Source organism: Pseudomonas sp. NPDC089547, assembly GCF_050280665.1.
Classification (GTDB): Bacteria; Pseudomonadota; Gammaproteobacteria; order Pseudomonadales; family Pseudomonadaceae; genus Aquipseudomonas.
This window is the reverse complement of record NZ_JBNNVS010000003.1, coordinates 20,645-42,498: the sequence shown is the minus strand read 5'-3', so window position 1 is coordinate 42,498 and position 21,854 is coordinate 20,645. Positions and strand designations below refer to the sequence as shown.

Sequence of the window (21,854 nt, the reverse complement as noted above, 5' to 3'; positions counted from 1 at the left end):
GCAACGGAACAATGACTACAGCGAGATTCAGGAGTAGCCTTTCGCTGCGCTTCACTATAGGAGTCTGTGCATGAGCATCCGCCGTACCAAAATCGTCGCCACCCTTGGCCCCGCCAGCAACTCGCCGGAAGTGATCGAACAGCTGATCCTCGCGGGCCTGGACGTGGCACGCCTGAACTTCTCCCACGGCACGCCGGACGAACACAAGGCCCGCGCGCGCCTGATCCGCGACATCGCCGCCAAGAATGGCCGCCATGTTGCACTGCTGGGCGACCTGCAGGGTCCGAAGATCCGCATCGCCAAGTTCGCCAACAAGCGCATCGAATTGAAGATTGGTGACAAGTTCACCTTCTCCACCGCCCACCCGCTGACCGAAGGCAACCAGGACATCGTCGGTATCGACTACCCGGACCTGGTCAAGGACTGCGGCGTCGGTGACGAACTGCTGCTCGACGATGGCCGTGTGGTCATGCGCGTCGAAACCGCCACCGCAGATGCCCTGCACTGCGTGGTGATCATCGGTGGCCCGCTGTCCGACCATAAAGGCATCAACCGTAAAGGTGGCGGCCTGACCGCACCGGCCCTGACCGAGAAAGACAAGGCCGACATCAAGCTGGCAGCGGAAATGGACCTGGACTACCTGGCCGTTTCGTTCCCGCGTGACGCCAGCGACATGGAATACGCACGCAAGCTGCGTGACGAGTCCGGCGGCAGCGCCTGGCTGGTGGCCAAGATCGAACGCGCCGAAGCGGTTGCCGACGACGAGACCCTCGACAAGCTGATCCTCGCCTCTGACGCCGTCATGGTTGCCCGTGGCGACCTGGGCGTGGAAATCGGCGACGCCGAGCTGATCGCCATCCAGAAGAAGATCATCCAGCACGCCCGCCGCAACAACAAGGCGGTGATCGTGGCGACCCAGATGATGGAGTCGATGATCCAGAACCCGATGCCGACCCGTGCCGAAGTGTCCGATGTGGCCAACGCCGTGCTGGACAACACCGACGCGGTGATGCTGTCGGCAGAAAGTGCCGCCGGCTCCTACCCGATCGAAGCCGTACAGGCCATGGCGCGTATCTGCTCGGGCGCCGAAAAGCACCCGACCAGCCAGAAGTCCAGCCACCGCCTGCACACCACCTTCGAGCGCTGCGACGAAAGCATCGCCCTGGCGGCCATGTACACCGCCAACCACTTCCCGGGCGTGAAGGCGATCATCGCCCTGACCGAAAGCGGCTACACCCCGCTGATCATGTCGCGCCTGCGCTCGCACGTGCCGATTTTCGCCCTGTCGCCACACCGCGCTACCCAGGCTCGCGCCAACATGTTCCGCGGCGTGTACCCGATCGCCTTCGACCCGGCATCGCTGCCGGCCGACAAGGTAAGCCAGGCAGCGGTCGACGAACTGCTCAAGCGTGGCCTGGTGGAGCAAGGTGACTGGGTGATCCTGACCAAGGGCGACAGCTACCACACCATCGGTGGCACCAACGGCATGAAGATCCTGCACGTTGGTGACCCGCTGGTCGGCTGATCCTGCCTGAAAGGGGGCCGCTTTGCGGCCCTTCGCGACACAAGGCCGCTCCTACAAGAGATACGCATTCCCCTGTAGGAGCGGCCTTGTGTCGCGACAGGAGGGCAAAGCCCTCCCAGCTATCTCAGGCATGCTCGACAAACACATCAGCAAACACCTGCCCCCGCGGCACCCCGGCAATGAACAACCGCCGGGCAAACCGCTCGACGCTCCCCGGCGCCCCGCACACCAGCGCCACCGTCTGCCGCGAAGACGGCCGCAACCCCGCCAGTGCTTCATCCATCTGCTCTGCCAGCACCAACTCGACCTGCACGCCCTGCAGTTGCATCAGTGGTTCAGCCAGATAGTGCCCGGCGCTGTCCCGCGCCACATGCAGCACCCGAATCTCGCCGCGATGCCCTTGTCGCACAGCCTCACGCAAGATGCCCCACAACGGCGCAAGCCCGGTCCCGGCCGCCAGCAGCCAGAGCGGCCGGTCCTGCCAATCCAGGTCGTAATGCAAGGCACCACCCCTGAATTCACCCAGGCGCAGCACATCTGCTACCTGCAAACCCCGAGCCTTGTCGCAAAAGGCGCCCAGGCGCCGGCAATCGATGTGAAACTCCAGGAAGTCATCTTCCCCCGGCAGGCTGGCCAGGGAATAAGGCCGCGCTACCGAACCATGCCACAACACCACATGCTGCCCCGCCTGGTAACGCACCGCCCGCTCGGGCCGTAGCCGTACACGCAACACGTCACCGAACCAGTCCAGCGCGCAGACATGCGCCGGCACACCATCGCGCTGCGGGTCGAACAGCGCCACATTCAAGTCCTCGACCACCCGGCACTGGCAGGCCAGGCGCCAGCCCAGGGCATGCTTGTCCAGTGCCAGGGCCTCGGGCAAGGCATCCAGCGGTTGCCCGGCCAGGCAATGCACCAGGCAGGCATGGCAACTGCCGGCACGGCAGCTGTAGGGCACGTTGAGCCCGGCATCATTCAAGGCGTCGAGCAGGTTGCTGCCGGTCGGCACCGCCCAGCGGCGCTCGCCCACGCAAAGTTCGGGCATGGTCGGTCTTTCTCCACAAATCACAGTCCACTTTAAGCCAAGCGCGCTACGGCAGCAAAAAGGATGCCCACGCACTGCCGACCATGGTCCAGACCGGCCGCAGGTGTACCCGGCACGGATGCGCGCTATACTGCCGCGCCTTTTTCCGTCGGCCTGACCTGCCGGCGCCTTGCAAGGCGCTTCGACATGCTGGTCGGCACCGTCGATGCGTCTTTTTGAATGTTCCCGTCTTTAAGAGGAGCGCGCTGCATGACCGTGATCAAGCAAGACGACCTGATTCAGAGCGTCGCCGACGCCCTGCAATTCATTTCGTACTACCACCCCGTCGATTTCATCCAGGCCATGCACGAGGCCTATCTGCGTGAAGAGTCGCCCGCTGCACGCGATTCCATCGCCCAGATCCTGATCAACTCGCGCATGTGCGCCACCGGCCACCGCCCGATCTGCCAGGACACCGGTATCGTTACCGTGTTCGTGCGCGTGGGCATGGACGTGCGCTGGGACGGCGCCACCCTGAGCGTCGACGACATGATCAACGAAGGTGTGCGTCGCGCCTACAACCTGCCGGAAAACGTCCTGCGTGCTTCGATCCTGGCCGACCCGGCCGGTGCTCGCAAAAACACCAAGGACAACACCCCGGCGGTCATCCACTACTCCATCGTCCCAGGTGACAAGGTTGAAGTGGACGTGGCTGCCAAAGGTGGCGGTTCCGAGAACAAGTCGAAGATGGCCATGCTCAACCCGTCCGACTCGATCGTCGACTGGGTGCTGAAGACCGTTCCGACCATGGGCGCTGGCTGGTGCCCGCCTGGCATGCTCGGCATCGGCATCGGCGGTACCGCCGAGAAAGCCGCCGTCATGGCCAAGGAAGTGTTGATGGAATCCATCGACATCCATGAGCTGAAAGCCCGTGGCCCGCAGAACCGCCTGGAAGAAATCCGCCTGGAGCTGTTCGAGAAGGTCAACCAGCTGGGCATCGGCGCCCAGGGCCTGGGTGGCCTGACCACCGTGCTCGACGTCAAGATCATGGACTACCCGACCCACGCCGCGTCGCTGCCGGTGTGCATGATCCCCAACTGCGCAGCCACCCGTCACGCCCACTTCGTGCTCGATGGTTCCGGCCCGGCCGAGCTGGAAGCGCCGTCGCTGGACGCCTACCCGGAAATCGTCTGGGAAGCCGGCCCGAGCGCCCGTCGCGTCAACCTCGACGACATCACCCCGGAAGAAGTCGCCAGCTGGAAGCCGGGCGAAACCATCCTGCTCAACGGCAAGATGCTGACCGGCCGCGATGCCGCGCACAAGCGCATGGTCGAAATGCTCAACCGCGGCGAATCGCTGCCGGTGGACCTGAAAGGCCGCTTCATCTACTACGTTGGCCCGGTCGACCCGGTCGGTGACGAAGTGGTAGGCCCGGCTGGCCCGACCACCGCTACCCGCATGGACAAGTTCACCCGCCAGATCCTCGAACAAACCGGCCTGCTGGGCATGATCGGCAAGTCCGAGCGTGGCCCGACTGCCATCGAGGCGATCAAGGACAACAAAGCCGTGTACCTGATGGCCGTAGGTGGCGCTGCCTACCTGGTAGCCCAGGCCATCCGCAAGTCGAAGGTTTTGGCCTTCGCCGAGCTGGGCATGGAAGCGATCTACGAGTTCGAGGTCAAGGACATGCCGGTGACCGTTGCCGTGGACAGCAACGGTGAGTCGGTACACATCACTGGCCCTGCCCTGTGGCAGAGCAAGATTGCCGAAAGCCTGGCAGTCGAAGTGAAGTAAACCTGATGTAACAACAGCGGCCCCAACAGGGGCCGTTGTTGTTTTCACAGGATCAAGTTGGCAGTTCCTTGGTCCAGAACGACATGATCTTTTCCGAGCTTTCCTGCGCGTCCAGGTCACGCCAGGCGTAACGGGTGCGCAGCGATGGGTCATGCAGGAAGCCGCGGTTGCGCCAGAAGCCCTGCAGCGGTTTGTAGTCCGCAGGCCGCAGCGGATGCACGCCGGGGCGCTCCACGGCGCAGAACGCGCAGTAATCGAACTCGGCCAGTTTGTGCGCGTAGGACTCGCGCTCGATGAAGAAGCGAACCCCCAGGCCCTGACCGCGATATTCCGGCAGCACCAGCGACTCACCGAAGTAATACACAGCGGCCGGGTCACGCCCATGGGCCAGAAACGGCTGCTGGAATTCGGGTGCAACATCCACCAGCGGCAGGCCCGTGGAGGCTCCCACCAGCTTGCCATCGTCCAGTGCCAGCACTACCAGGCTGCGCCCGGAGCGGGCATAGGTGGCAAGGTAGTTGGCCTCGTACTCAGGGGTGCCATCGTAAAGGAAGGGAAACTCGCGGAACACTGTCAGGCGCAGGCGAACGAGGTCATCGATGTATGGCGCGATAGCGGCGCCGTGCAACAGGCGTATTTCCATGCTTGGCGGTCGTTTTGTCGATGTGGATGACGCGCTCGGCTAAGCCGGGCTTGAGGGGAAACCCTATCATCCGGCGCAACGACCCGCCTTTTCCCTACACGACAGGTATTGTTCCATGACCGCTACCGAGCTGGTAAATGCTTACTTCGCCGCATTCAACGCCGGCGACATGCCGGGCTTTCTCGCCCTGCTCAGCGAGGATGTGATCCATGACATCAACCAGGGCGAGCGGCAGATGGGCAAGGCCCGGTTTGCGGCGTTCATGGACAAGATGAACCGCTGCTACCGCGAACGCCTGGCCGACATCGTGGTGATGCAAAACGCCGATGGCAGCCGTGCGGCGGCGGAGTTCACGGTGCAGGGTGAATACCTGGCGGATGACGAAGGGTTGCCGGCGGCCAAGGGGCAAACCTACGTGCTGCTGGCGGGCGCTTTCTTTTACATCCACTGCGGCAAGATTGCCCGGGTGACCAACTACTACAACCTCAATGACTGGGTTGAGCAGGTAAGTTAAGCCTGTACCGGCCTCTTCGCGGGCACGCCCGCTCCCACAGGATTGCACAGGTTTTGAAATGTGTGCTGAACCTGTGGGAGCGGGCGTGCCCGCGAAGAGGCCCGGTCAGGCGATACGGGTGCCCAGCACCTTGAGAAAGGCCGCCAGCCACGCTGGATGCGCCGGCCACGCTGGCGCGGTCACCAGGTTGCCATCCACATGCGCCTGGTCCACGGCGATATCGATGAACGTGCCACCCGCCAACCGCACTTCCGGCGCACACGCCGGGTACGCGCTGCATTCGCGCCCTTCCAGCACCCCCGCCGCCGCCAGCAGCTGGGCACCGTGGCACACCGCTGCAATCGGCTTGCCTGCCTGGTCAAAGGCGCGCACCAGCTCCAGCACCTTTTCATCCAGGCGCAGGTACTCCGGCGCACGGCCCCCCGGAATCAGCAGCGCGTCGTAACTTTCGGCCCGCACCCGCACGAAGTCATGGTTCAGGGCAAAGTTGTGCCCCGGCTTTTCACTGTAGGTCTGCTCACCCTCGAAATCATGGATGGCGGTGCGCACGGTTTGCCCTGCCACCTTTTCCGGGCACACCGCATGCACGGTGTGGCCCACCATGCTCAGGGCCTGGAACGGCACCATCGCCTCGTAATCCTCGACGTAGTCGCCCACCAGCATGAGAATCTTCTTAGCCGTCATCGCACCCACTCCTTCGGTTAACAGATACTGCACGATAGCCGCTGTCAGTCACGCCGGTCGAGCAGGTTGACCACCAGCCGGTCGATCCAGCCCCAGATCCGCTGTTTCACCCGGCGCCACAGGGGGCGGGCATGCCAGTGGTCAAGGTCGACTTCCTCGCTCAAGGCAAAGTCGCGCTCGAAACTGGCCACTACCGCCGCCGTCAACGGTGGGTCCAGCGCCTCGATGTTGGCCTCAAGGTTGAACCGCAGGTTCCAGTGGTCGAAATTGCACGAACCGACGCTGACCCAGTCATCTACCACGGCCATCTTCAGGTGCAGGAAGCACGGCTGGTACTCGAAAATCCGCACCCCTGCACGCAGCAGCCGTGGGTAGTAACGGTGCCCGGCGTAGCGCACCGATGGATGATCGGTGCGTGGTCCCGTCAGCAACAACCGTACATCAAGCCCCTTGCTGGCAGCCCGGCGCAACGAACGGCGCACGCTCCAGGTCGGCAGAAAGTACGGCGTGGCCAGCCATACCCGTTGCTTGCCGCTGTTCAGCGCCCGCACCAGCGAATGCAGGATGTCCTGGTGCTGGCGGGCGTCGGCATAGGCCACCCGGCCCATGCCCTGCCCTTGCGCTGGCACCTTGGGCAGGCGCGGCAGGCCGAAGCCTTCGGCAGGGCGCCAGGCGGTGCGACGGTTGTTGGCCGACCACTGGCGGTCGAACAGCAGTTGCCAGTCGTTCACCACCGGCCCCTGGATCTGCACCATCACCTCGTGCCATTCACTGGTCGCATCGCCCGGCGTCCAGAATTCATCGGTAACCCCCGTGCCGCCCACCACCGCCCAGCGTTCATCCACCAGCAGCAGCTTGCGGTGGTCGCGGTACAGGTTGCGCAGGCCGCGCTTCCAGCGCAGTCGGTTGTACCAGCGCAAGTACACACCGGCGTCAACCAGCCGTTGGCGCAGGGCGCTGTTGAAGGCCAGCGAGCCATAGTCATCGAACAGGCAGCGCACCCGCACGCCACGCCGGGCGGCCTGCTCCAGCGCTTCGACTACCGCCTCGGCACAGGCCCCCGCTTCGACCAGGTACAACTCCAGGTCGACCTGCACCTCGGCGCGCACAATCGCCGCCAGCATGCGCGGAAAGAACTCGGGGCCATCGATCAGCAGTTCGAACTGGTTGCCATCCCGCCAGGGGAAGACCGGCCCCGGCATGTCAGCGGGCGGTGAAGATCAGCACCGCGCTAACCGGTACCGACGGGTTGATGGACTTGAGCCCGGCGAACTTGCGCAGGGCTTGCAGGCCAGGCAGCAGGCCGAAGTCCTCGGCACGCAGTACCAGGGGTTCGAGGGTTACCACCTGAAAGCGCCGCTCATCCAGGCGGGTGGCCAGCAGCAGGGCGTTGTAGCTGTGCGACTGGCCATGCAGGGTAACGGTGAGCGGCAGGCGCAGTTCGATCTGTGCACCATTGGCCAGGTCGTTGATCGGGCGCAGGTCCAGTTGTGCCTGCACCTTGGCTTCGGCAAAGCGCTCGACTTCGAACAGGTCGTCACGCATGCGTTCGTCCCGCAGCGGGATGCCGCTGCTTACCGAATCCATCTCGATGCTCAGCCCGGCCGCGCCCTTACGGTCGACCTTGCCGTGCAGCACCAGGAAGCGATGCACTTCGGCCGTATCACCGTTCTTGCCGGTAATGAACGACAGGCGTGAAGACTCGCCATCGAGGTGCCAATTGGCATGGGCGGGCAGGCAAAAAGCCAGCAACAAGGCGGGCAACAGACGGGGCAGCTTGAACATGACAGATCTCGTGAAACCAGGCCGCCAACCTTACCCGCCCGCCTTCATGGCAGCAAGCGGCAGCCCTCGCGCTGGCCCTGCCAGGCAGCCTGGTTGCGCCGCCCCAGGCCCACGGCAGTGACTTGCCGTTGCGCGGTGTTTTCCTCCAGCAGGCTCAGCGGCAGCCATTGCTTCACATAGCCTTGGCAGTACGCCTGCTCGAAACCCATGACAAAGCGGCACGAACAATACTCCTTGGCCGAATAGGCCGAGAGGATGCCAGGGAAATCTGCCAGTGCCTGGCGCTCGTGCCAGGCCCAGACCAGCAACCCCAACAGCACCAGCAGCACCAGCAGCAGCAAGCGCTTCATGCCCCCTCCCCGGCCAGTGCCGCCAATACCCGCTTGAGCAGTTCGTCGTGCTGGTAACTGCCGTCGCGGTCATCGGCATAGCGCACGATCACCAGCTTTTGCGCAGGCACTACATACAGCGCCTGGCCCCAGTGGCCAAGGGCGGCGAAGGTATCTGCGGGCGCATTGGGCCAAGGCCGCCCAGCAGCGGCCAGCGGCTGGTTGAGCCACCAGTGGCCGCCCGGGTTGGCTTCACCGGGCACAGGCTGGGCATGGTCAAACGCAGTGCGGTTGAAAGCCACCCAGGCCTTGGGCAGCAGTTGCCGGCCTTGCCACTGGCCGTCGCGCTGCATCAGCAAGCCGATACGCGCCAGATCACGGGCGCTGAGGTACAGATAGGAAGAGCCCACGTAGGTGCCCGCCCGGTCGCGCTCCCACACCGCGCTTTCGATACCCAAGGGGGTGAACAGCGCGTGCCAGGGGTAATCGGCGTACTGCCCGGCATCGAGCATGCCGCGCAGCGCAGCAGCCAGCAGGTTGCTGTCGCCACTGGAGTAGAGGAATCGCTGACCGGGGCTGGCCGACGCACCCCGCGCCGCCGTATAGGCCGCCATGTCCTCGTGGCCACGGGTATACAGCATGGCCACCACCGAGGACTTGAGCGGTGCGAATTCGTAGTCTTCCTGCCAGTCCAGGCCACTGGCCCAGTGCAGCAGGTCGACCATGCGTACGCCCGGGTGCTCGCGCATGGCGGGGTAGAAACGCGTGACCGGGTCCTGCAACTGGAAGCGCCCTTCGCCTTGGGCCACACCCATGAGGGTGGCGAGTACGCTCTTGCTGATCGACCAGGTCAGGTGTGCGGTGGCGGCGGTGGTAGGGGCGGCGTAGCGTTCGTGGAGGATGCGGCCATCGCGGATGATCAGCAGGGCGTCGGTGCGGATGCCGCTGCGGTCAGGGGCGCGGGGGGGGAAGGCGTAGGCGTCGACGGCTTGCCAGTTGTGGGGAGCAGGGTCGTTGTGCCAGTCAGGGGCAGGCCAATCCTCAGCCTTGGCGGACGCCATGACCATGCAAAAAAGCAACAGCAGACCGTTCAACATCGCGTTTCAGGCTCGCAATTTTGGGGCTGCTGCGCAGCCCTATCGCGACACAAGGCCGCTCCTACAGAAGATCGCGTCAGCCTCAAGTTTGATGCCGTTACTGTAGGAGCGGCCTTGTGTCGCGAAAGGGCCGCGAAGCGGCCCCAGGATTCAATAGTTCACGCCACCCTAACAGGCATTCATGACAATCCCGCAGCACCCCAGGCCTTGTTCAGCCGCTTCTCCCGGGCCACCGTCGCCAACGCCATCACCCCCTGGTCCCGCTGCCAGATCTGCGCCCAATGCGCCGGCCCGGCCGCCAATGCCGCATCAATCTCCCCCCGCAACGCCTGGAACTGCGCAAAAAGTCCGCCCAACAGCAAATGGCATCCCACACTGTCGGCACACTGACGGCCACCCTCTGCACACCCGGCCAGCAACCCAAGCAATTGCAGGCGCAACCCCTGTGGCCACGCACACGCCTGCCCCACGCCATACAACCAGGCTGTCAACGCGGTAAGCACGTACAAGTCCTCCAGCGAGCGGAACGGCTTTACATAGGCATCCCAACCGTCACCGGCCAGCAACTCGCACGCGGCCTGATCGAGCAACAGCCGGCCATGGCCGACTTCCGGCATCAGCGGCAGGGTCGGTAATGGCTCCAGGGTCACCCCGGGCTCCCCGGGGTAGACCACCGCCAGGTTCAACCGGGGTGCCTCGCCAGCCGCTTCGCTACGCGCCGCCACCAGTAGCCACTCCGCTTCCAACCCTGCCGTGACGAAATCCTTGCTGCCCGTCAGCCGCAAGTCATCAAGGCGCGTGTGCATGTCCGCCGGCCGCACACTGCGCCGTTCGGTTGCGCACAAGGCGCCGAGGCTAGCCGGCGCACTGGGCCACAGCACCCGCAAGGCAGCCTGGTAACCCACCAGGAAGGCCAGGCCCGGCGTGGCCATCGCGCGCGCGCCGAGTACCGCCAGTTCGAAGGGGGCCACCGGGCCGAGGCGCTCAAGCAGTGCGCCATAGGTTTCGCCCAGGGTGCCCGCCAGCGCATGACGAAACGGGTCATTCAAACGTTGCAACCAGGCCATCAGACGACTCCTTGCTGGGGAATTCTGCTCAAGGTTTGGGGGGTGTCACGCAAGCATCACCAAAGATTCACAGGGGTGACACCGCGCCTACCTAGGCTGACTTTGCACAACAAAGCCGACCGGCCGCAACCCTTCATGGCTGGCTTATGGAGACTCGTAATGACTCGGATCGCTCACGCTGGCGACAACAGCACCGAACGCCGTCTGCAAGCCGAACGCCTGGTTGGCGCCGCGGCGCTGCAAGAGGCCCAGGCCCTGCGCTACAAAGTGTTCAGTGCAGAATTCAAGGCCAAGCTCAAGGGCGCCGAGCAGGGTCTGGACATGGACGACTACGACGTGCACTGCCGCCACATTGGTGTACGTGACCTGAGCACCGGCGAGCTGGTCGCGACCACTCGTCTGCTCGACCACCAGGCCGCCAGCAGCCTGGGCCGCTTCTACAGCGAAGAAGAATTCCGCCTGCACGGCCTGCTGCAACTGCAAGGGCCGATCCTCGAACTGGGCCGCACCTGCGTCGCCCCCGACTACCGCAACGGCGGCACCATCGCGGTGCTCTGGGGCGAACTGGCCGAGGTGCTCAACGAGGGCCGCTACAGCTACCTCATGGGCTGCGCCAGTATCCCCATGCAGGACGGCGGCGTGCAGGCTCACGCCGTGATGCAGCGCCTGCGTGACCGTTACCTGTGCACCGAACACCTGCGCGCCGAGCCGAAGAACCCGCTGCCGAGCCTGGCCCTGCCCGGCAACGTCATCGCCGAAATGCCACCGCTGCTCAAGGCCTACATGCGCCTGGGCGCGAAAATCTGTGGCGAGCCGTGCTGGGACGAAGACTTCCAGGTAGCCGACGTCTTCATCCTGCTCAAGCGCGACGACCTGTGCCCGCGCTACGCCCGCCACTTCAAGGCGGCAGTCTGATGCCGAAGCTGCGGGTAATGGCCCGCCTGGCTCGACTGCTGTTGGTACTGGCGCTGGGCATGTTGATGGCCAGCCTGATCGCCCTCGCCGAACGCCTGGGCTTCAAGCCCCCCATCGAACGGCGCCAGCGCTGGACCTGTCTGTTCATGAAACGCCTGGTCGCTGCCCTGCCCTTCGACGTGAAGGTCGTCGGCGAGCTGCCGCAGCGGCCGATGCTGTGGGTCAGCAACCATGTTTCCTGGACCGACATTCCTCTGCTCGGCATGTTGATGCCGCTGTCGTTCCTGTCCAAGGCTGAAGTACGCCACTGGCCTGTAGCCGGTTGGCTGGCGGAAAAGGCCGGCACCCTGTTCATCCGCCGTGGCGGCGGCGACAGCCAGCGGCTGCGTGAGCAGATTGCCGGGCAACTGGGCATGGCCCGGCCGCTGCTGATCTTCCCTGAAGGAACCACCACCAGCGGCCGTACCCTGCGCACCTTCCACGGGCGCCTGCTGGCTGGTGCCATTGATCGGGGGGTGGCGGTGCAACCGGTGGCTATCCAGTACTTGCGCGATGGCCAGATCGACCCGGTTGCGCCTTTCATTGGCGATGATGACCTGGTGTCGCACCTGATGCGCCTGTTTGCCCAGTCGCGGGGCGAGGTGTGCATTCACCTGCTGCCGCCGATAGGTAGCGTGGGCAAGGAGCGTGCGGTGCTGGCGGTGCAGGCGCAGCAGGCGATTCACCTGGCGCTGTTCGGGGTTGAAGATATCGAGATGGCGCCACGGCGGCAGGCGCGGGCTGCCTGAGACTCTCGCATTTTCTGACCCGGCCTCTTCGCGGGCTTGCCCGCGAAGAAACCAGCACAGAACTAACTGTCAGACATCCGCCCCGCCGCAGCAAACGCCTGCAACTGCGGGTAGAACTCGCGAAAGTCCGCCATCAGCGGCTCATACAGCCGCTCCAGCTCACCCATCACCCCAGCCATTCCTTCCGGCCGCGACAGCCGTCGCGCAATGCCGTTGAACACCTGCTCCAGCGTGGCAAAGTCGCCATACGCCCCCAGCCAGTCATCGGCCGCCATGAACGGCGCAATCCGCGCCAGCCGCCCCGGCAACTCCGGTTCTGCCAGCAACACCCGATAGAACGCCCCTGTGAACTGATCCAGCGGCTGCTCGGCATAATCGGCCCAATGCCGCGCCAGGCAATGGTCGAAGAACACATCCAGCACGATACCGGCAAAGCGCCGCCGCTCACGCGGAAAACGCGCCAATGCCGCCAGCACCAGCGGGTGCTGGTCGGTGTAGCTGTCGATATGCCGGTGCAGCCGAATGGCTGCCTCCAGCGCAGGCGGGAAGCGGCCTTCCAGCGAACCTTTGACAAAGTCGCCGTAAAGGCTGCCAAGCAGTTGTTGCGGCGCCGGGCCACCCAGGTGCAAATGTGCGAGGTAGTTCATGGGCGGAGTCTAGCACTGACAACGCCAATATCGTTATAACGCGATATAGCGATTCGTACTCAGCTCAGAACGAGTTCGTATTTGTATATCGGTACCTGGCGATTTACATTTCGCCCTATCGCGATATACCGCTACAACGAGCCTCAACCCATGCCTCTCGATCTCGACGAAATCATAAAAGCGCTGGCCCATCCGGTCAGGCGAGAAATCCTCAGCTGGCTGAAAGACCCGGCAACGCAGTTTCCCGACCAGTACCACAGCACTGATAACGGTGTCTGTGCCGGGCAGATCGACCAACGCTGCGGCCTGTCGCAGTCGACTGTCTCCGCCCACCTGGCCACCCTGCAACGCGCCGGGCTGATCAGCAGCCAGAAGATCGGCCAATGGCACTTCTTCAAACGCAACGAGGCCACCATCGAGGCGTTCCTCGAACAACTGCGCCAAGCACTTTGACAAGGCAGGTAACCACCATGACCACGCTTTTCGATCCGATCACCCTGGGCGACCTGCAATTGCCCAACCGCATCATCATGGCCCCGCTCACCCGCTGCCGCGCCGACGAAGGCCGCGTACCCAATGCGCTGATGGCCGAATACTACGTGCAGCGCGCCAGCGCCGGGCTGATTCTCAGCGAGGCGACTTCGGTCAGCGCCATGGGCGTCGGCTACCCCGATACCCCTGGCATCTGGAACGATGAACAGGTGCGTGGCTGGAACAACGTCACCAAGGCCGTACATGCCGCAGGCGGGCGCATCTTCCTGCAACTGTGGCACGTTGGCCGCATCTCTCACTCCAGCTACCTGAACGGCGAGCTGCCGGTGGCCCCCAGCGCGATTCAGCCCAAGGGCCATGTGAGCCTGGTACGCCCGCTGAGTGACTACCCCACCCCGCGTGCGCTGGAAACCGAAGAAATCACCGACATCGTCGAGGCCTACCGCAGCGGCGCGGAAAACGCCAAGGCGGCCGGTTTCGATGGTGTGGAGATCCACGGCGCAAACGGCTACCTGCTCGACCAGTTCCTGCAAAGCAGCACCAACCAGCGCACCGACCGTTACGGCGGTTCGCTGGAAAATCGTGCTCGCCTGCTGCTGGAGGTGACCGATGCGGCCATCGAGGTGTGGGGCGCGAGCCGCGTGGGCGTGCACCTGGCACCGCGTGCCGATGCGCACGACATGGGTGATGCCGACCGGGCCGAAACCTTTACCTACGTGGCCCGGGAACTGGGCAAGCGTGGCATTGCCTTTATCTGCTCGCGTGAGCGGGAAGCGGATGACAGCATTGGCCCGCTGCTCAAGGAAGCATTTGGCGGCCCGTACATCGTCAACGAACGCTTTGACAAAGCCAGTGCCAATGCGGCGCTGGCCAGCGGCAAGGCCGATGCGGTTGCGTTTGGTGTGCCGTTCATTGCCAACCCTGACCTGCCGGCGCGGCTGGCGGCGGATGCGCCGTTGAACGAGGCGCGGCCGGAGACCTTCTACGGCAAGGGGCCGGTGGGGTATATCGATTACCCGCGGCTTTGATTGATATTGCCGGGGCCGCTTTGCGGCCCTATCGCGACACAAGGCCGCTCCTACAGGGGTACGCGATCCCCTGTAGGAGCGGCCTTGTGTCGCGAAAGGGCTGCGCAGCAGCCCCAGGATTTCAGCTTCGCCGCATGAATTGCCGGGGCTGCTGCGCAGCCCTTTCGCGACACAAGGCCGCTCCTACAAGTGCGAACCCGCCACTTCCTGCGCCACCCCCAGGAATGCCGCCGGCAACCGCGCCTGGCGCCGCTCTTTCAGGCAATACAGGTATTCATGCATCACCGGCGCATTCTCCAGGGCCAGTACCCGCAACTCAGGATTGTGCGGCACCTCATGCCGGGCAATCACACTGATGCCAATGTTGCGCAGCACTGCCTCACGGATCGACTCGCGGCTGCCAATCTCCAGCAATGCCCCGGCCGTCACCCCGGCCTCCTGCATCATTTGCTCGGTCAGCTTGCGCGTGGTCGAGCCTTTCTCGCGCATCAGCAGGCAATGCCCGGCCACCACGTCGATGGACACCGCCTGGCGGTGGGCCAACGGGTGGTTGCGGTGCACCGCCACAACCAATGGATCAGTGCCCAGCACCCGGCGCACCAGCCGGGCGTCTTCTACCAGCTGCGACGAAGCGGCGATATCCACCCGATAGTCCTCGAGCATTTCCAGCACCTGCTGTGAGTTGCCGATCTCCACCGCCACTTCCACCTGCGGCAGGCGTTCGCGGTAGATCTTCACCAGGTCGAGAATGTAGTAAGGCGCCGTGGCGGCAATGCGCAGGCTGCCCTGGGCCTGACCGCTGTTGCGCAGTTCGAACTCGATGTCCGCCTCCTGCTGCAACAGCGCCTTGACCATCGGCAGCAGGCGCACGCCCTCTTCGCTCAACACCAGGCGCCGCCCGCCGCGGTAGAACAGCTCTACCGCGTACTGGCTTTCCAGGTTGCGGATCTGCGTGGTCACCGTGGGCTGGCTAAGCCCGAGCTTCTTCGCCGCCAGGGTGATGCTGCCCAGGCGGGCCACCATGTAGAAGGCTTTCAGCTCCGAACTCAGCATGCACGTCCTCTATTTGCGCAAAAGGCGCAAGCCGTTGAACACCACCAGCAGGCTCACACCCATGTCGGCGAACACCGCCATCCACATGGTCGCCATGCCAGCAAAAGTGATCGCCAGGAAAATCGCCTTGATGCCCAACGCCAGAACGATGTTCTGCATGAGGATCGCCGCACTTTGGCGCGACAGCCTGACGAAGGCCGGGATTTTGCGCAAGTCGTCGTCCATCAGCGCCACATCGGCAGTCTCGATGGCGGTGTCGGTACCGGCGGCCGCCATGGCAAAGCCGATCTCGGCGCGGGCCAGCGCCGGCGCGTCGTTGATACCATCACCGACCATACCCACCCGATGCCCCTGCGCGTACAGCGCTTCGATGGTTTTCAGCTTGTCGGCAGGCAACAGGTTGCCCTCGGCACGATCAATGCCCACCACGGCGGCGATGGCCTGCGCGGTATGTGGATTGTCACCGGTCAGCATGACAGTCTTGATGCCCAGCTCATGCAACTCGGCGATGGCCTGGCGGCTGCTGTCCTTGACCGTGTCGGCAACGGCGAACAGGGCCAGCGGGCCGGAACGGTCAAGCAGCAGGACCACCGTCTTGCCCTGGCGCTCCAGCGCATCCAGTCGGGCTTCCAGCGCGGGCGAGCACAGCCCCAGTTCTTCGACCAGGCGGTGATTGCCCAAATGGTAAACCTCACCGGCAATGGTGCCACGCACCCCGCGCCCGGCCAGGGCGGCGAAATCATCGACCTCGCTCAAGGCCAAGCCTTGCTGCTTGCCGAACTGGGCAATGGCGCGGGACACCGGGTGGTCCGAACGCTCGCCCAGGCTGGCGGCCAGCGCTTGCGCACGGCCTTCGAACAGCGGCTCCAGCACCTTGGCGTCGGTCTGCACAGGCTTGCCGTGGGTGATCGTGCCGGTCTTGTCCAGGGCCAGGAAGTCCAGGTGGCGACCGCCTTCCAGGTACACCCCACCCTTGATCAGGATGCCTTTGCGCGCAGCAGCGGCCAGGCCGCTGACAATGGTCACCGGGGTAGAGATCACCAGGGCGCACGGGCACGCGACCACCAGCAGTACCAGGGCGCGGTAGATCCAGTCGAACCACGCACCGGCCATGAACAGCGGCGGAATCACCGCCACGGCCAGGGCGATGGCGAATACCACTGGGGTGTAGATGCGCGAAAAACGGTCGACGAAGCGCTGGGTAGGCGCCCGCGCGCCCTGCGCCTCCTCCACGGCCTTGATGATCCGCGCCAGTGTCGATTGGCCAGCGGCGGCGGTGACGCGAAACTCCAGTGCCCCTGCCTGGTTGATGGTGCCGGCGAACAGCTTGTCGCCCACTGCCTTCTCCACAGGCAGGCTTTCGCCGGTGATCGGTGCCTGATCGACGCTCGATTGCCCATTGGTCACTTCACCGTCCAGGCCGATACGTTCGCCGGGGCGCACGCGTACCAAGTCGCCAATGGCCACCTCCCGCACCTCCATCTCGCGCCATTGGCCATCGGCCTGCTGCACCGTGGCCATGTCTGGCGTCAGCTGCATCAACCCGCCGATGGCATTGCGCGCGCGGTCCAGCGAGCGCGCTTCGATCAGCTCGGCGACGGTGAACAGCACCATCACCATGGCCGCTTCCGGCCACTGGCCGATCAATACCGCGCCAGTGACGGCGATGCTCATCAGCGCGTTGATGTTGAGGTTACGGTTTTTCAGGGCGATCCAGCCCTTTTTGTAGGTACCCAAGCCGCAGCCAAGAATCGCGGCGAGCGCCAGGGCCGCCACCACCCACTCCGGTGCGGCGGCGGAGAAATGCACGATTTCGGCGGCGACTGCGGCAATACCCGCCAATGCCAGTGGCCACCAGCGGGTCTTGGCCGGTTGTGGCGTACTGGCACTGCCGTCATCCTCGGCAGCCATTGGCTCGGCCTTCATGCCCAGGCTGTCGATGGCCCGCTCGATGTCAGCGGTACCGTCCAGGGTATGACGTACGCCCAGCACACGGTTGATCAGGTTGAACTCCAGCTGCTCGATACCGGCCAGCTTGCCCAGCTTGTCCTGGATCAGGGTCTGCTCGGTGGGGCAGTCCATGGCCTCGATGCGGAAACGGCTGAACCGTGAATGGCTACTGGCCTTCTCGCTCAGCTGCACTTTGGCGGGCGCAGCGGCAGCGCCACAGCAACTGTGGGCGTGGTGGTCGTGCTTGTGTTCGTGGCTGACAGGCTGGTTCATGGGGTCATCCTTAAGTTGAGCCTGTTGCCAAGTGAACACCCTGTAGCCACTATAGGGTCAAGCCATTTGCTCGAGGTTTCGTGATGAAGATCGGAGAACTTGCCAAAGCCACCGACTGCGCGGTGGAAACCATCCGCTACTACGAGCGTGAAAACCTGCTGCCGGAGCCCGCGCGCACCGAAGGCAACTATCGGCTCTATACCCAGGCCCACGTCGAGCGGCTGACCTTCATCCGCAACTGCCGCACGCTGGACATGACCCTGGACGAGATCCGCAGCCTGCTGCGCCTGCGCGACAGCCCGGATGACTCATGCGGCAGCGTCAATGCGCTGATCGACGAGCATATCGAGCATGTACAGGCGCGGATCGATGGGCTGGTGGCGTTGCAGGAGCAACTGGTCGAGCTGCGGCGGCGCTGCAGCGCGCAGGGCGCAGAGTGCGCGATTTTGCAGCAACTGGAGACGAACGGGGCGGTATCGGTGCCGGATACCGAGCATTCGCATGTGGGGCGAAGTCACGGGCATTGAAATTCTGGGGCTGCTTTGCAGCCCTTTCGCGACACAAGGCCGCTCCTACAGGGGGCGCGATCTCCTGTAGGAGCGGCCTTGTGTCGCGATTGGGGCGCAAAGCGCCCCCGGCAATCCAAAGGCTTAAACCGCCATCGGCGCCGTCATCGGCGCATGGTGCTCATACCCTTCCAGCCAGAAATCACTCGGCTCGATCTTCTCCAGCCACTCCGGCTCGTACTTGCCCGTTTCGGCAAACGCCGGCACGCGATCACTGATCACCAGCTTCGGCGCCTCCAGCGGCTCGCGCTTGAGCTGCTCGTTCAGCATGTCCAGGTGGTTCTCATACACATGGGCATCGCCGATGAAGTAGGTGAACCAGCGCGGGGTATAACCGGTCAGGCGGCCGAACAGCGACAGCAGTGCCGCACCTTCGGTGAGGTTGAACGGCGTGCCCAGGCCCAGGTCGTTGGAGCGGATGTAGAGCGTCAGGGAAATTTCCTTGGTCTCTACATTCGGGTGGAACTGGTACAGCAGGTGGCACGGCGGCAGGGCCATTTCGTCCAGCTGCGCGCAGTTCCAGCCGTGGAACAGGATGCGGCGGCTGCCCGGGTCGTTGGCGATGGTGTCCAGGCACTGGCGCACCTGGTCGATGGCCTTGTACAGGATGACGAACGCGACGCCGTCCTCTTCGTCCTGGGCGATGCGGCGGAAACCGGCCTTCTCGGCCATTTCGATGGCAGCCGGGTTGCTCAGCGGGATGCGCTTGTAGCCCGGCCACTGGCGCCATTGCACACCGTAGATTTCGCCCAGGTCGTCATGGCCCTGGCGGAACGGGTTGGCCAGCCACTGGGCGTTTTCGTTGGCGTTCTGGTCCCAGACCTTGCAGCCCAGTTCGCGGAATTCGCCGGCGTTTTTCACGCCACGCAGGAAGCCGACCATTTCGCCGATCGCCGACTTGAACGCCAGCTTGCGCGTGGTAATGGCCGGAAAGCCCTTCTGCAGGTCGAAGCGCAGCATGGCGCCCGGCAGGCTGATGGTGCGGATGCCGGTGCGGTTTTCCTGCAGCGTGCCGTTGTCGATAACGTCGCGGACCAGGTCCAGATACTGTTTCATGGCTTACCTGTAGCAAAAACGGCAGGGGGATCGCCCCTGCCGTGGGATTAATCAGGCGGGTTTCGCCGTGGGCTTGCGATTATAAGCCCACCAGATCAGGCCAAGGCCAGCCAGGATCATCGGCACGCACAGAATCTGACCCATGGTCAGCCAGCCCCAGGCGATATAGCCGAGCTGGGCATCCGGTACGCGGACGAATTCGACGATGAAGCGGAAGATGCCATAGAACAGCGCAAACATGCCGGAAACCGCCATGGTCGGCCGCGGCTTGCGCGAGAACAGCCAGAGGATGACGAACAGCGCCACGCCTTCCAGGGCAAACTGGTAGAGCTGCGATGGATGGCGCGGCAACTGCGCCGGGTCGCTGAACGGCGGGAAGATCATCGCCCATGGCACGTCGGTGGGTTTACCCCACAGCTCGGCATTGATGAAGTTGCCAATGCGCCCGGCCCCCAGGCCAATCGGCACCAGCGGGGCAACGAAGTCCATCAGCTCGAAGAACGACTTGTTGTTGCGCTTGCCGAACCACAAGGCCGCCAGCATCACCCCGATGAAGCCGCCGTGGAACGACATGCCGCCCTTCCACACTTCGAAGATCAGCGTCGGGTTGGCCAGGTAGGCATGCAGGTCGTAGAACAGCACATAGCCCAATCGGCCACCGACGATCACCCCCATCGACAACCAGAACACCAGGTCGGACAGCTTTTCGCGTGACCAGGTAGGGTCAAAACGGTTCAAACGGCGCGAGGCCAGCAGCCAGGCGCCACCGATGCCGATCAGGTACATCAGGCCGTACCAGTGGATTTTCAGCGGCCCGATGGCCAAGGCCACGGGGTCTATCTGCGGGTAAGGCAGCATGGAACTTCCTCTCGATTCAAATCAAAAAGCTGAGGCCGACACAGAACAGCAGGGCTGCGAACAGGCGTTTCAACAAACGGGGCGACAGCTTGTGCGCCAGGCGCGCGCCGAAGCGGGCGAAAAACATGCTGGTCACGGCAATACCGACCAGTGCCGGCAAGTACACGTAACCCAGGCTGTGGGCCGGCAGGTGCTCCTCGTGCCAGCCCAGCACCATGAAGCTCAGGGCACTGGCCATCGCAATGGGCAGGCCACAGGCCGAGGACGTGGCCACCGCCTGCTGCATGGGCAGGCTGCGCGAAGTCAGGAACGGTACGGTCAGCGACCCGCCTCCGATCCCAAAAATGGCCGAGGCCCAACCGATCACCCCGCCGGCGCCGATCAACGCGGGCTTGCCGGGGACGCCACGGCTGGCCTTGGGCTTGAGGTCCAGGGCCATCTGTGCGGCGATGACCAGGGCGAACACGCCGATGATCTTTTGCAGCAGAGGCCCCTGAATCAGCGAGGCGGTCTTGGCGCCGACACCAGCACCCAGCAGGATGCCCAAGGTCATCCAGGCGAAGATCGGCCACTGCACCGCCCCCTTGCGGTGGTGCTCAAGCACGGCGTTGATCGAGGTAAAGACGATGGTTGCCAAGGACGTACCAACTGCCAGGTGGGTCAGCACCGAGGCATCGAACCCCTGCAAGGTGAAGCTGAACACCAGCACCGGCACGATGATGATGCCGCCGCCCACGCCGAACAGCCCGGCCAGCACACCGGCACAGGCGCCCAACAGCAGATAGAGCACGAATTCCATTCGGCTTCCCCAGAAAAACAATCCGGCATGGTAACGGAAGCCGGGCTCGGGGCTCTAGTGAACTCTGTGTCAGGATGGATCCGCCCCGCCGCTGTGGGTACAGTGGCAAGAAACACAGAGGCCCAACCGATGTGCCTGATCGTATTTGCCTGGCGGCCGGGGCATGCCCTGCCGCTGATCGTCGCGGCCAACCGCGACGAGTTCCATGCCCGCCCTACCCAGGCGCTGGCGGCCTGGGAGGATGCGCCCGGGGTGTATGCCGGGCGCGACCTGGAGGCCGGTGGTACCTGGCTGGGCGTGGGCCCGCAGGGGCGCTTTGCGGCGCTGACCAATATCCGCGACCCGGGCCAGCCGCTGGGGGCCCGCTCGCGGGGTGAACTGGTGGCGGCGTATTTACAGGGCGAGCTAGGGGTTGAGGCTTACCTGGACCAGGTGGCCAGCCGCAGCGGGCAGTATTCTGGGTTCAACCTGTTGGTAGGTGACGAGCGGCAACTGGGTTACCTGAATGCCCGAGACGCGGCGCCACGCCTGCTTGAGGCAGGAGTTTACGGGCTTTCCAATGCCGGGCTGGATACGCCGTGGCCGAAGCTGTTGAAGGCGCGAAGCGGGCTGGAGAAGTTGCTGGAGACGCCCGAGCCGACACGATTGCTGGCGTTGCTGGCGGATGGCGAGCCTGCGGCGGATGGTGACTTACCGGAGACCGGCGTGGGGATGGCGACCGAGAAGTTGCTGTCGAGTGTGTTTATTGCCAGCCAGAATTATGGGACGCGGGCGAGTACTGTGCTGATTGTGGATGATCAGGGTAAAAGGCGGCTTATTGAGCGTAGTTTTGGGCCGTTTGGTGGGCATTTGGGGGAAGTGGAGCTCAAGGCTTGAGGCCCAAGGGGGCTGCTTTGCAGCCCTTTCGCGACACAAGGCCGCTCCTACAGGTAATGCGGTTGCCCAAGGATACGCGATCCCTGTAGGA

General features: G+C 64.1%; 23 protein-coding genes. 9 read left to right on the top strand and 14 right to left on the bottom strand.

All coding sequences use genetic code 11. From position 1 onward, the window contains the following. The first annotated feature begins 70 nt into the window (after positions 1–70). A complete protein-coding gene (gene pyk, locus ACQKPZ_RS02955; RefSeq protein WP_110742660.1) occupies positions 71–1,525 on the top strand; it encodes a pyruvate kinase in 1,455 nt (484 codons plus the stop codon). Positions 1,526–1,649: 124 nt separating this feature from the next. On the opposite strand, the gene ACQKPZ_RS02950 is transcribed toward pyk, so the two are convergent. Further along, positions 1,650–2,570, bottom strand: coding sequence for an iron-sulfur-binding ferredoxin reductase (locus tag ACQKPZ_RS02950; RefSeq protein WP_427535465.1), 921 nt, complete (start codon positions 2,568–2,570; stop codon positions 1,650–1,652). A gap of 249 nt (positions 2,571–2,819) precedes the next feature. Here ACQKPZ_RS02950 and ACQKPZ_RS02945 point away from each other — a divergent pair, with 249 nt between their 5' ends. Next, positions 2,820–4,343, top strand: coding sequence for a fumarate hydratase (locus ACQKPZ_RS02945; protein WP_391132221.1), 1,524 nt, complete (start codon positions 2,820–2,822; stop codon positions 4,341–4,343). A 52-nt stretch (positions 4,344–4,395) separates the two neighbouring features. Here ACQKPZ_RS02945 and ACQKPZ_RS02940 read toward each other — a convergent pair whose 3' ends face one another. Continuing rightward, the gene (locus ACQKPZ_RS02940; protein ID WP_427535464.1) at positions 4,396–4,986 is read right to left on the bottom strand and encodes a GNAT family N-acetyltransferase; all 591 of its coding nucleotides are present in this window, start codon (positions 4,984–4,986) and stop codon (positions 4,396–4,398) included. Positions 4,987–5,101: 115 nt separating this feature from the next. Between ACQKPZ_RS02940 and ACQKPZ_RS02935 the strand changes: the two genes are divergently transcribed. Continuing rightward, positions 5,102–5,500: a nuclear transport factor 2 family protein gene (locus ACQKPZ_RS02935; protein WP_427535463.1), complete on the top strand. Its 399-nt coding sequence runs from the start codon at positions 5,102–5,104 to the stop codon at positions 5,498–5,500. Between the two features lie 105 nt (positions 5,501–5,605). On the opposite strand, the gene ACQKPZ_RS02930 is transcribed toward ACQKPZ_RS02935, so the two are convergent. The 6 genes from ACQKPZ_RS02930 to ACQKPZ_RS02905 all read right to left on the bottom strand — a co-directional run bounded on the left by ACQKPZ_RS02930 (position 5,606) and on the right by ACQKPZ_RS02905 (position 10,462). Continuing rightward, positions 5,606–6,184: a DJ-1/PfpI family protein gene (locus ACQKPZ_RS02930; protein ID WP_391138075.1), complete on the bottom strand. Its 579-nt coding sequence runs from the start codon at positions 6,182–6,184 to the stop codon at positions 5,606–5,608. Positions 6,185–6,228: 44 nt separating this feature from the next. Next, positions 6,229–7,386: a phospholipase D-like domain-containing protein gene (locus tag ACQKPZ_RS02925; protein WP_391138078.1), complete on the bottom strand. Its 1,158-nt coding sequence runs from the start codon at positions 7,384–7,386 to the stop codon at positions 6,229–6,231. Between the two features lies 1 nt (position 7,387). After that, a complete protein-coding gene (locus ACQKPZ_RS02920) occupies positions 7,388–7,969 on the bottom strand; it encodes a YceI family protein (RefSeq protein WP_391138081.1) in 582 nt (193 codons plus the stop codon). Positions 7,970–8,013: 44 nt separating this feature from the next. Then, the gene (locus ACQKPZ_RS02915) at positions 8,014–8,319 is read right to left on the bottom strand and encodes an amidase (protein ID WP_427535462.1); all 306 of its coding nucleotides are present in this window, start codon (positions 8,317–8,319) and stop codon (positions 8,014–8,016) included. Continuing rightward, a complete protein-coding gene (locus tag ACQKPZ_RS02910) occupies positions 8,316–9,395 on the bottom strand; it encodes a serine hydrolase domain-containing protein (protein ID WP_427535460.1) in 1,080 nt (359 codons plus the stop codon). Before ACQKPZ_RS02910 ends, ACQKPZ_RS02915 begins: the two co-directional genes overlap by 4 nt. A gap of 179 nt (positions 9,396–9,574) precedes the next feature. Beyond that, complete coding sequence (locus tag ACQKPZ_RS02905) at positions 9,575–10,462, bottom strand: acyl-CoA dehydrogenase (protein WP_427535459.1); 888 nt, start codon at positions 10,460–10,462, stop codon at positions 9,575–9,577. A gap of 159 nt (positions 10,463–10,621) precedes the next feature. Here ACQKPZ_RS02905 and olsB point away from each other — a divergent pair, with 159 nt between their 5' ends. Then, positions 10,622–11,377 (top strand): L-ornithine N(alpha)-acyltransferase, encoded by a 756-nt coding sequence (gene olsB / locus ACQKPZ_RS02900; RefSeq protein ID WP_403194546.1) that lies wholly within the window; start codon positions 10,622–10,624, stop codon positions 11,375–11,377. Beyond that, the gene (locus tag ACQKPZ_RS02895; protein WP_427535457.1) at positions 11,377–12,165 is read left to right on the top strand and encodes a lysophospholipid acyltransferase family protein; all 789 of its coding nucleotides are present in this window, start codon (positions 11,377–11,379) and stop codon (positions 12,163–12,165) included. Before olsB ends, ACQKPZ_RS02895 begins: the two co-directional genes overlap by 1 nt. 62 nt (positions 12,166–12,227) lie before the next feature. On the opposite strand, the gene ACQKPZ_RS02890 is transcribed toward ACQKPZ_RS02895, so the two are convergent. Continuing rightward, on the bottom strand, positions 12,228–12,812 hold the full coding sequence (locus ACQKPZ_RS02890) for an ACP phosphodiesterase (RefSeq protein ID WP_427535456.1): 585 nt from the start codon (positions 12,810–12,812) through the stop codon (positions 12,228–12,230). Between the two features lie 150 nt (positions 12,813–12,962). Here ACQKPZ_RS02890 and ACQKPZ_RS02885 point away from each other — a divergent pair, with 150 nt between their 5' ends. Continuing rightward, positions 12,963–13,265, top strand: coding sequence for an ArsR/SmtB family transcription factor (locus ACQKPZ_RS02885; RefSeq protein ID WP_391138099.1), 303 nt, complete (start codon positions 12,963–12,965; stop codon positions 13,263–13,265). Positions 13,266–13,282: 17 nt separating this feature from the next. Beyond that, complete coding sequence (locus ACQKPZ_RS02880; RefSeq protein WP_427535454.1) at positions 13,283–14,332, top strand: alkene reductase; 1,050 nt, start codon at positions 13,283–13,285, stop codon at positions 14,330–14,332. Between the two features lie 183 nt (positions 14,333–14,515). On the opposite strand, the gene ACQKPZ_RS02875 is transcribed toward ACQKPZ_RS02880, so the two are convergent. Together ACQKPZ_RS02875 and ACQKPZ_RS02870 are read right to left on the bottom strand one after the other, a co-directional pair. Further along, a complete protein-coding gene (locus ACQKPZ_RS02875; RefSeq protein ID WP_427535453.1) occupies positions 14,516–15,385 on the bottom strand; it encodes a LysR family transcriptional regulator in 870 nt (289 codons plus the stop codon). A 9-nt stretch (positions 15,386–15,394) separates the two neighbouring features. Next, positions 15,395–17,608 (bottom strand): heavy metal translocating P-type ATPase, encoded by a 2,214-nt coding sequence (locus ACQKPZ_RS02870; RefSeq protein WP_427535452.1) that lies wholly within the window; start codon positions 17,606–17,608, stop codon positions 15,395–15,397. An 83-nt stretch (positions 17,609–17,691) separates the two neighbouring features. On the opposite strand from ACQKPZ_RS02870, the gene cadR reads away from it, so the two are divergent. Continuing rightward, entirely contained in the window at positions 17,692–18,135 is a 444-nt protein-coding gene (cadR, locus tag ACQKPZ_RS02865; RefSeq protein WP_427535451.1) for a cadmium resistance transcriptional regulator CadR, read from the top strand. Between the two features lie 123 nt (positions 18,136–18,258). Here the strand turns inward: cadR and ACQKPZ_RS02860 are convergent, their stop codons facing one another. Genes ACQKPZ_RS02860 through ACQKPZ_RS02850 form a run of 3 tightly spaced genes read right to left on the bottom strand, consistent with a single transcriptional unit; the run spans position 18,259 to position 20,887 of the window. After that, positions 18,259–19,230 (bottom strand): thymidylate synthase, encoded by a 972-nt coding sequence (locus ACQKPZ_RS02860; RefSeq protein ID WP_105947256.1) that lies wholly within the window; start codon positions 19,228–19,230, stop codon positions 18,259–18,261. Between the two features lie 51 nt (positions 19,231–19,281). Then, positions 19,282–20,088, bottom strand: a complete 807-nt coding sequence (lgt, locus tag ACQKPZ_RS02855) for a prolipoprotein diacylglyceryl transferase (RefSeq protein ID WP_003249027.1) — start codon at positions 20,086–20,088, stop codon at positions 19,282–19,284. A 16-nt stretch (positions 20,089–20,104) separates the two neighbouring features. Further along, positions 20,105–20,887, bottom strand: a complete 783-nt coding sequence (locus ACQKPZ_RS02850) for a sulfite exporter TauE/SafE family protein (protein ID WP_427535449.1) — start codon at positions 20,885–20,887, stop codon at positions 20,105–20,107. A 129-nt stretch (positions 20,888–21,016) separates the two neighbouring features. Between ACQKPZ_RS02850 and ACQKPZ_RS02845 the strand changes: the two genes are divergently transcribed. After that, a complete protein-coding gene (locus ACQKPZ_RS02845; protein ID WP_427535447.1) occupies positions 21,017–21,763 on the top strand; it encodes an NRDE family protein in 747 nt (248 codons plus the stop codon). Positions 21,764–21,854: the final 91 nt, after the last annotated feature.

Bases quoted from the DNA above. Each gene is read 5' to 3' on its own strand.
- ACQKPZ_RS02910 (WP_427535460.1), bottom strand. From the start codon at position 9,395: ATGTTGAACGGTCTGCTGTTGCTTTTTTGCATGGTCATGGCGTCCGCC.
- pyk (WP_110742660.1), top strand. From the start codon at position 71: ATGAGCATCCGCCGTACCAAAATCGTCGCCACCCTTGGCCCCGCCAGC.
- ACQKPZ_RS02860 (WP_105947256.1), bottom strand. From the start codon at position 19,230: ATGAAACAGTATCTGGACCTGGTCCGCGACGTTATCGACAACGGCACG.
- ACQKPZ_RS02935 (WP_427535463.1), top strand. From the start codon at position 5,102: ATGACCGCTACCGAGCTGGTAAATGCTTACTTCGCCGCATTCAACGCC.
- ACQKPZ_RS02880 (WP_427535454.1), top strand. From the start codon at position 13,283: ATGACCACGCTTTTCGATCCGATCACCCTGGGCGACCTGCAATTGCCC.
- ACQKPZ_RS02940 (WP_427535464.1), bottom strand. From the start codon at position 4,986: ATGGAAATACGCCTGTTGCACGGCGCCGCTATCGCGCCATACATCGAT.
- cadR (WP_427535451.1), top strand. From the start codon at position 17,692: ATGAAGATCGGAGAACTTGCCAAAGCCACCGACTGCGCGGTGGAAACC.
- ACQKPZ_RS02895 (WP_427535457.1), top strand. From the start codon at position 11,377: ATGCCGAAGCTGCGGGTAATGGCCCGCCTGGCTCGACTGCTGTTGGTA.
- olsB (WP_403194546.1), top strand. From the start codon at position 10,622: ATGACTCGGATCGCTCACGCTGGCGACAACAGCACCGAACGCCGTCTG.
- ACQKPZ_RS02905 (WP_427535459.1), bottom strand. From the start codon at position 10,462: ATGGCCTGGTTGCAACGTTTGAATGACCCGTTTCGTCATGCGCTGGCG.
- ACQKPZ_RS02890 (WP_427535456.1), bottom strand. From the start codon at position 12,812: ATGAACTACCTCGCACATTTGCACCTGGGTGGCCCGGCGCCGCAACAA.
- ACQKPZ_RS02950 (WP_427535465.1), bottom strand. From the start codon at position 2,570: ATGCCCGAACTTTGCGTGGGCGAGCGCCGCTGGGCGGTGCCGACCGGC.
- ACQKPZ_RS02845 (WP_427535447.1), top strand. From the start codon at position 21,017: ATGTGCCTGATCGTATTTGCCTGGCGGCCGGGGCATGCCCTGCCGCTG.
- ACQKPZ_RS02870 (WP_427535452.1), bottom strand. From the start codon at position 17,608: ATGAACCAGCCTGTCAGCCACGAACACAAGCACGACCACCACGCCCAC.
- ACQKPZ_RS02945 (WP_391132221.1), top strand. From the start codon at position 2,820: ATGACCGTGATCAAGCAAGACGACCTGATTCAGAGCGTCGCCGACGCC.
- ACQKPZ_RS02915 (WP_427535462.1), bottom strand. From the start codon at position 8,319: ATGAAGCGCTTGCTGCTGCTGGTGCTGCTGGTGCTGTTGGGGTTGCTG.
- ACQKPZ_RS02850 (WP_427535449.1), bottom strand. From the start codon at position 20,887: ATGGAATTCGTGCTCTATCTGCTGTTGGGCGCCTGTGCCGGTGTGCTG.
- ACQKPZ_RS02920 (WP_391138081.1), bottom strand. From the start codon at position 7,969: ATGTTCAAGCTGCCCCGTCTGTTGCCCGCCTTGTTGCTGGCTTTTTGC.
- ACQKPZ_RS02875 (WP_427535453.1), bottom strand. From the start codon at position 15,385: ATGCTGAGTTCGGAGCTGAAAGCCTTCTACATGGTGGCCCGCCTGGGC.
- ACQKPZ_RS02925 (WP_391138078.1), bottom strand. From the start codon at position 7,386: ATGCCGGGGCCGGTCTTCCCCTGGCGGGATGGCAACCAGTTCGAACTG.
- lgt (WP_003249027.1), bottom strand. From the start codon at position 20,088: ATGCTGCCTTACCCGCAGATAGACCCCGTGGCCTTGGCCATCGGGCCG.
- ACQKPZ_RS02930 (WP_391138075.1), bottom strand. From the start codon at position 6,184: ATGACGGCTAAGAAGATTCTCATGCTGGTGGGCGACTACGTCGAGGAT.
- ACQKPZ_RS02885 (WP_391138099.1), top strand. From the start codon at position 12,963: ATGCCTCTCGATCTCGACGAAATCATAAAAGCGCTGGCCCATCCGGTC.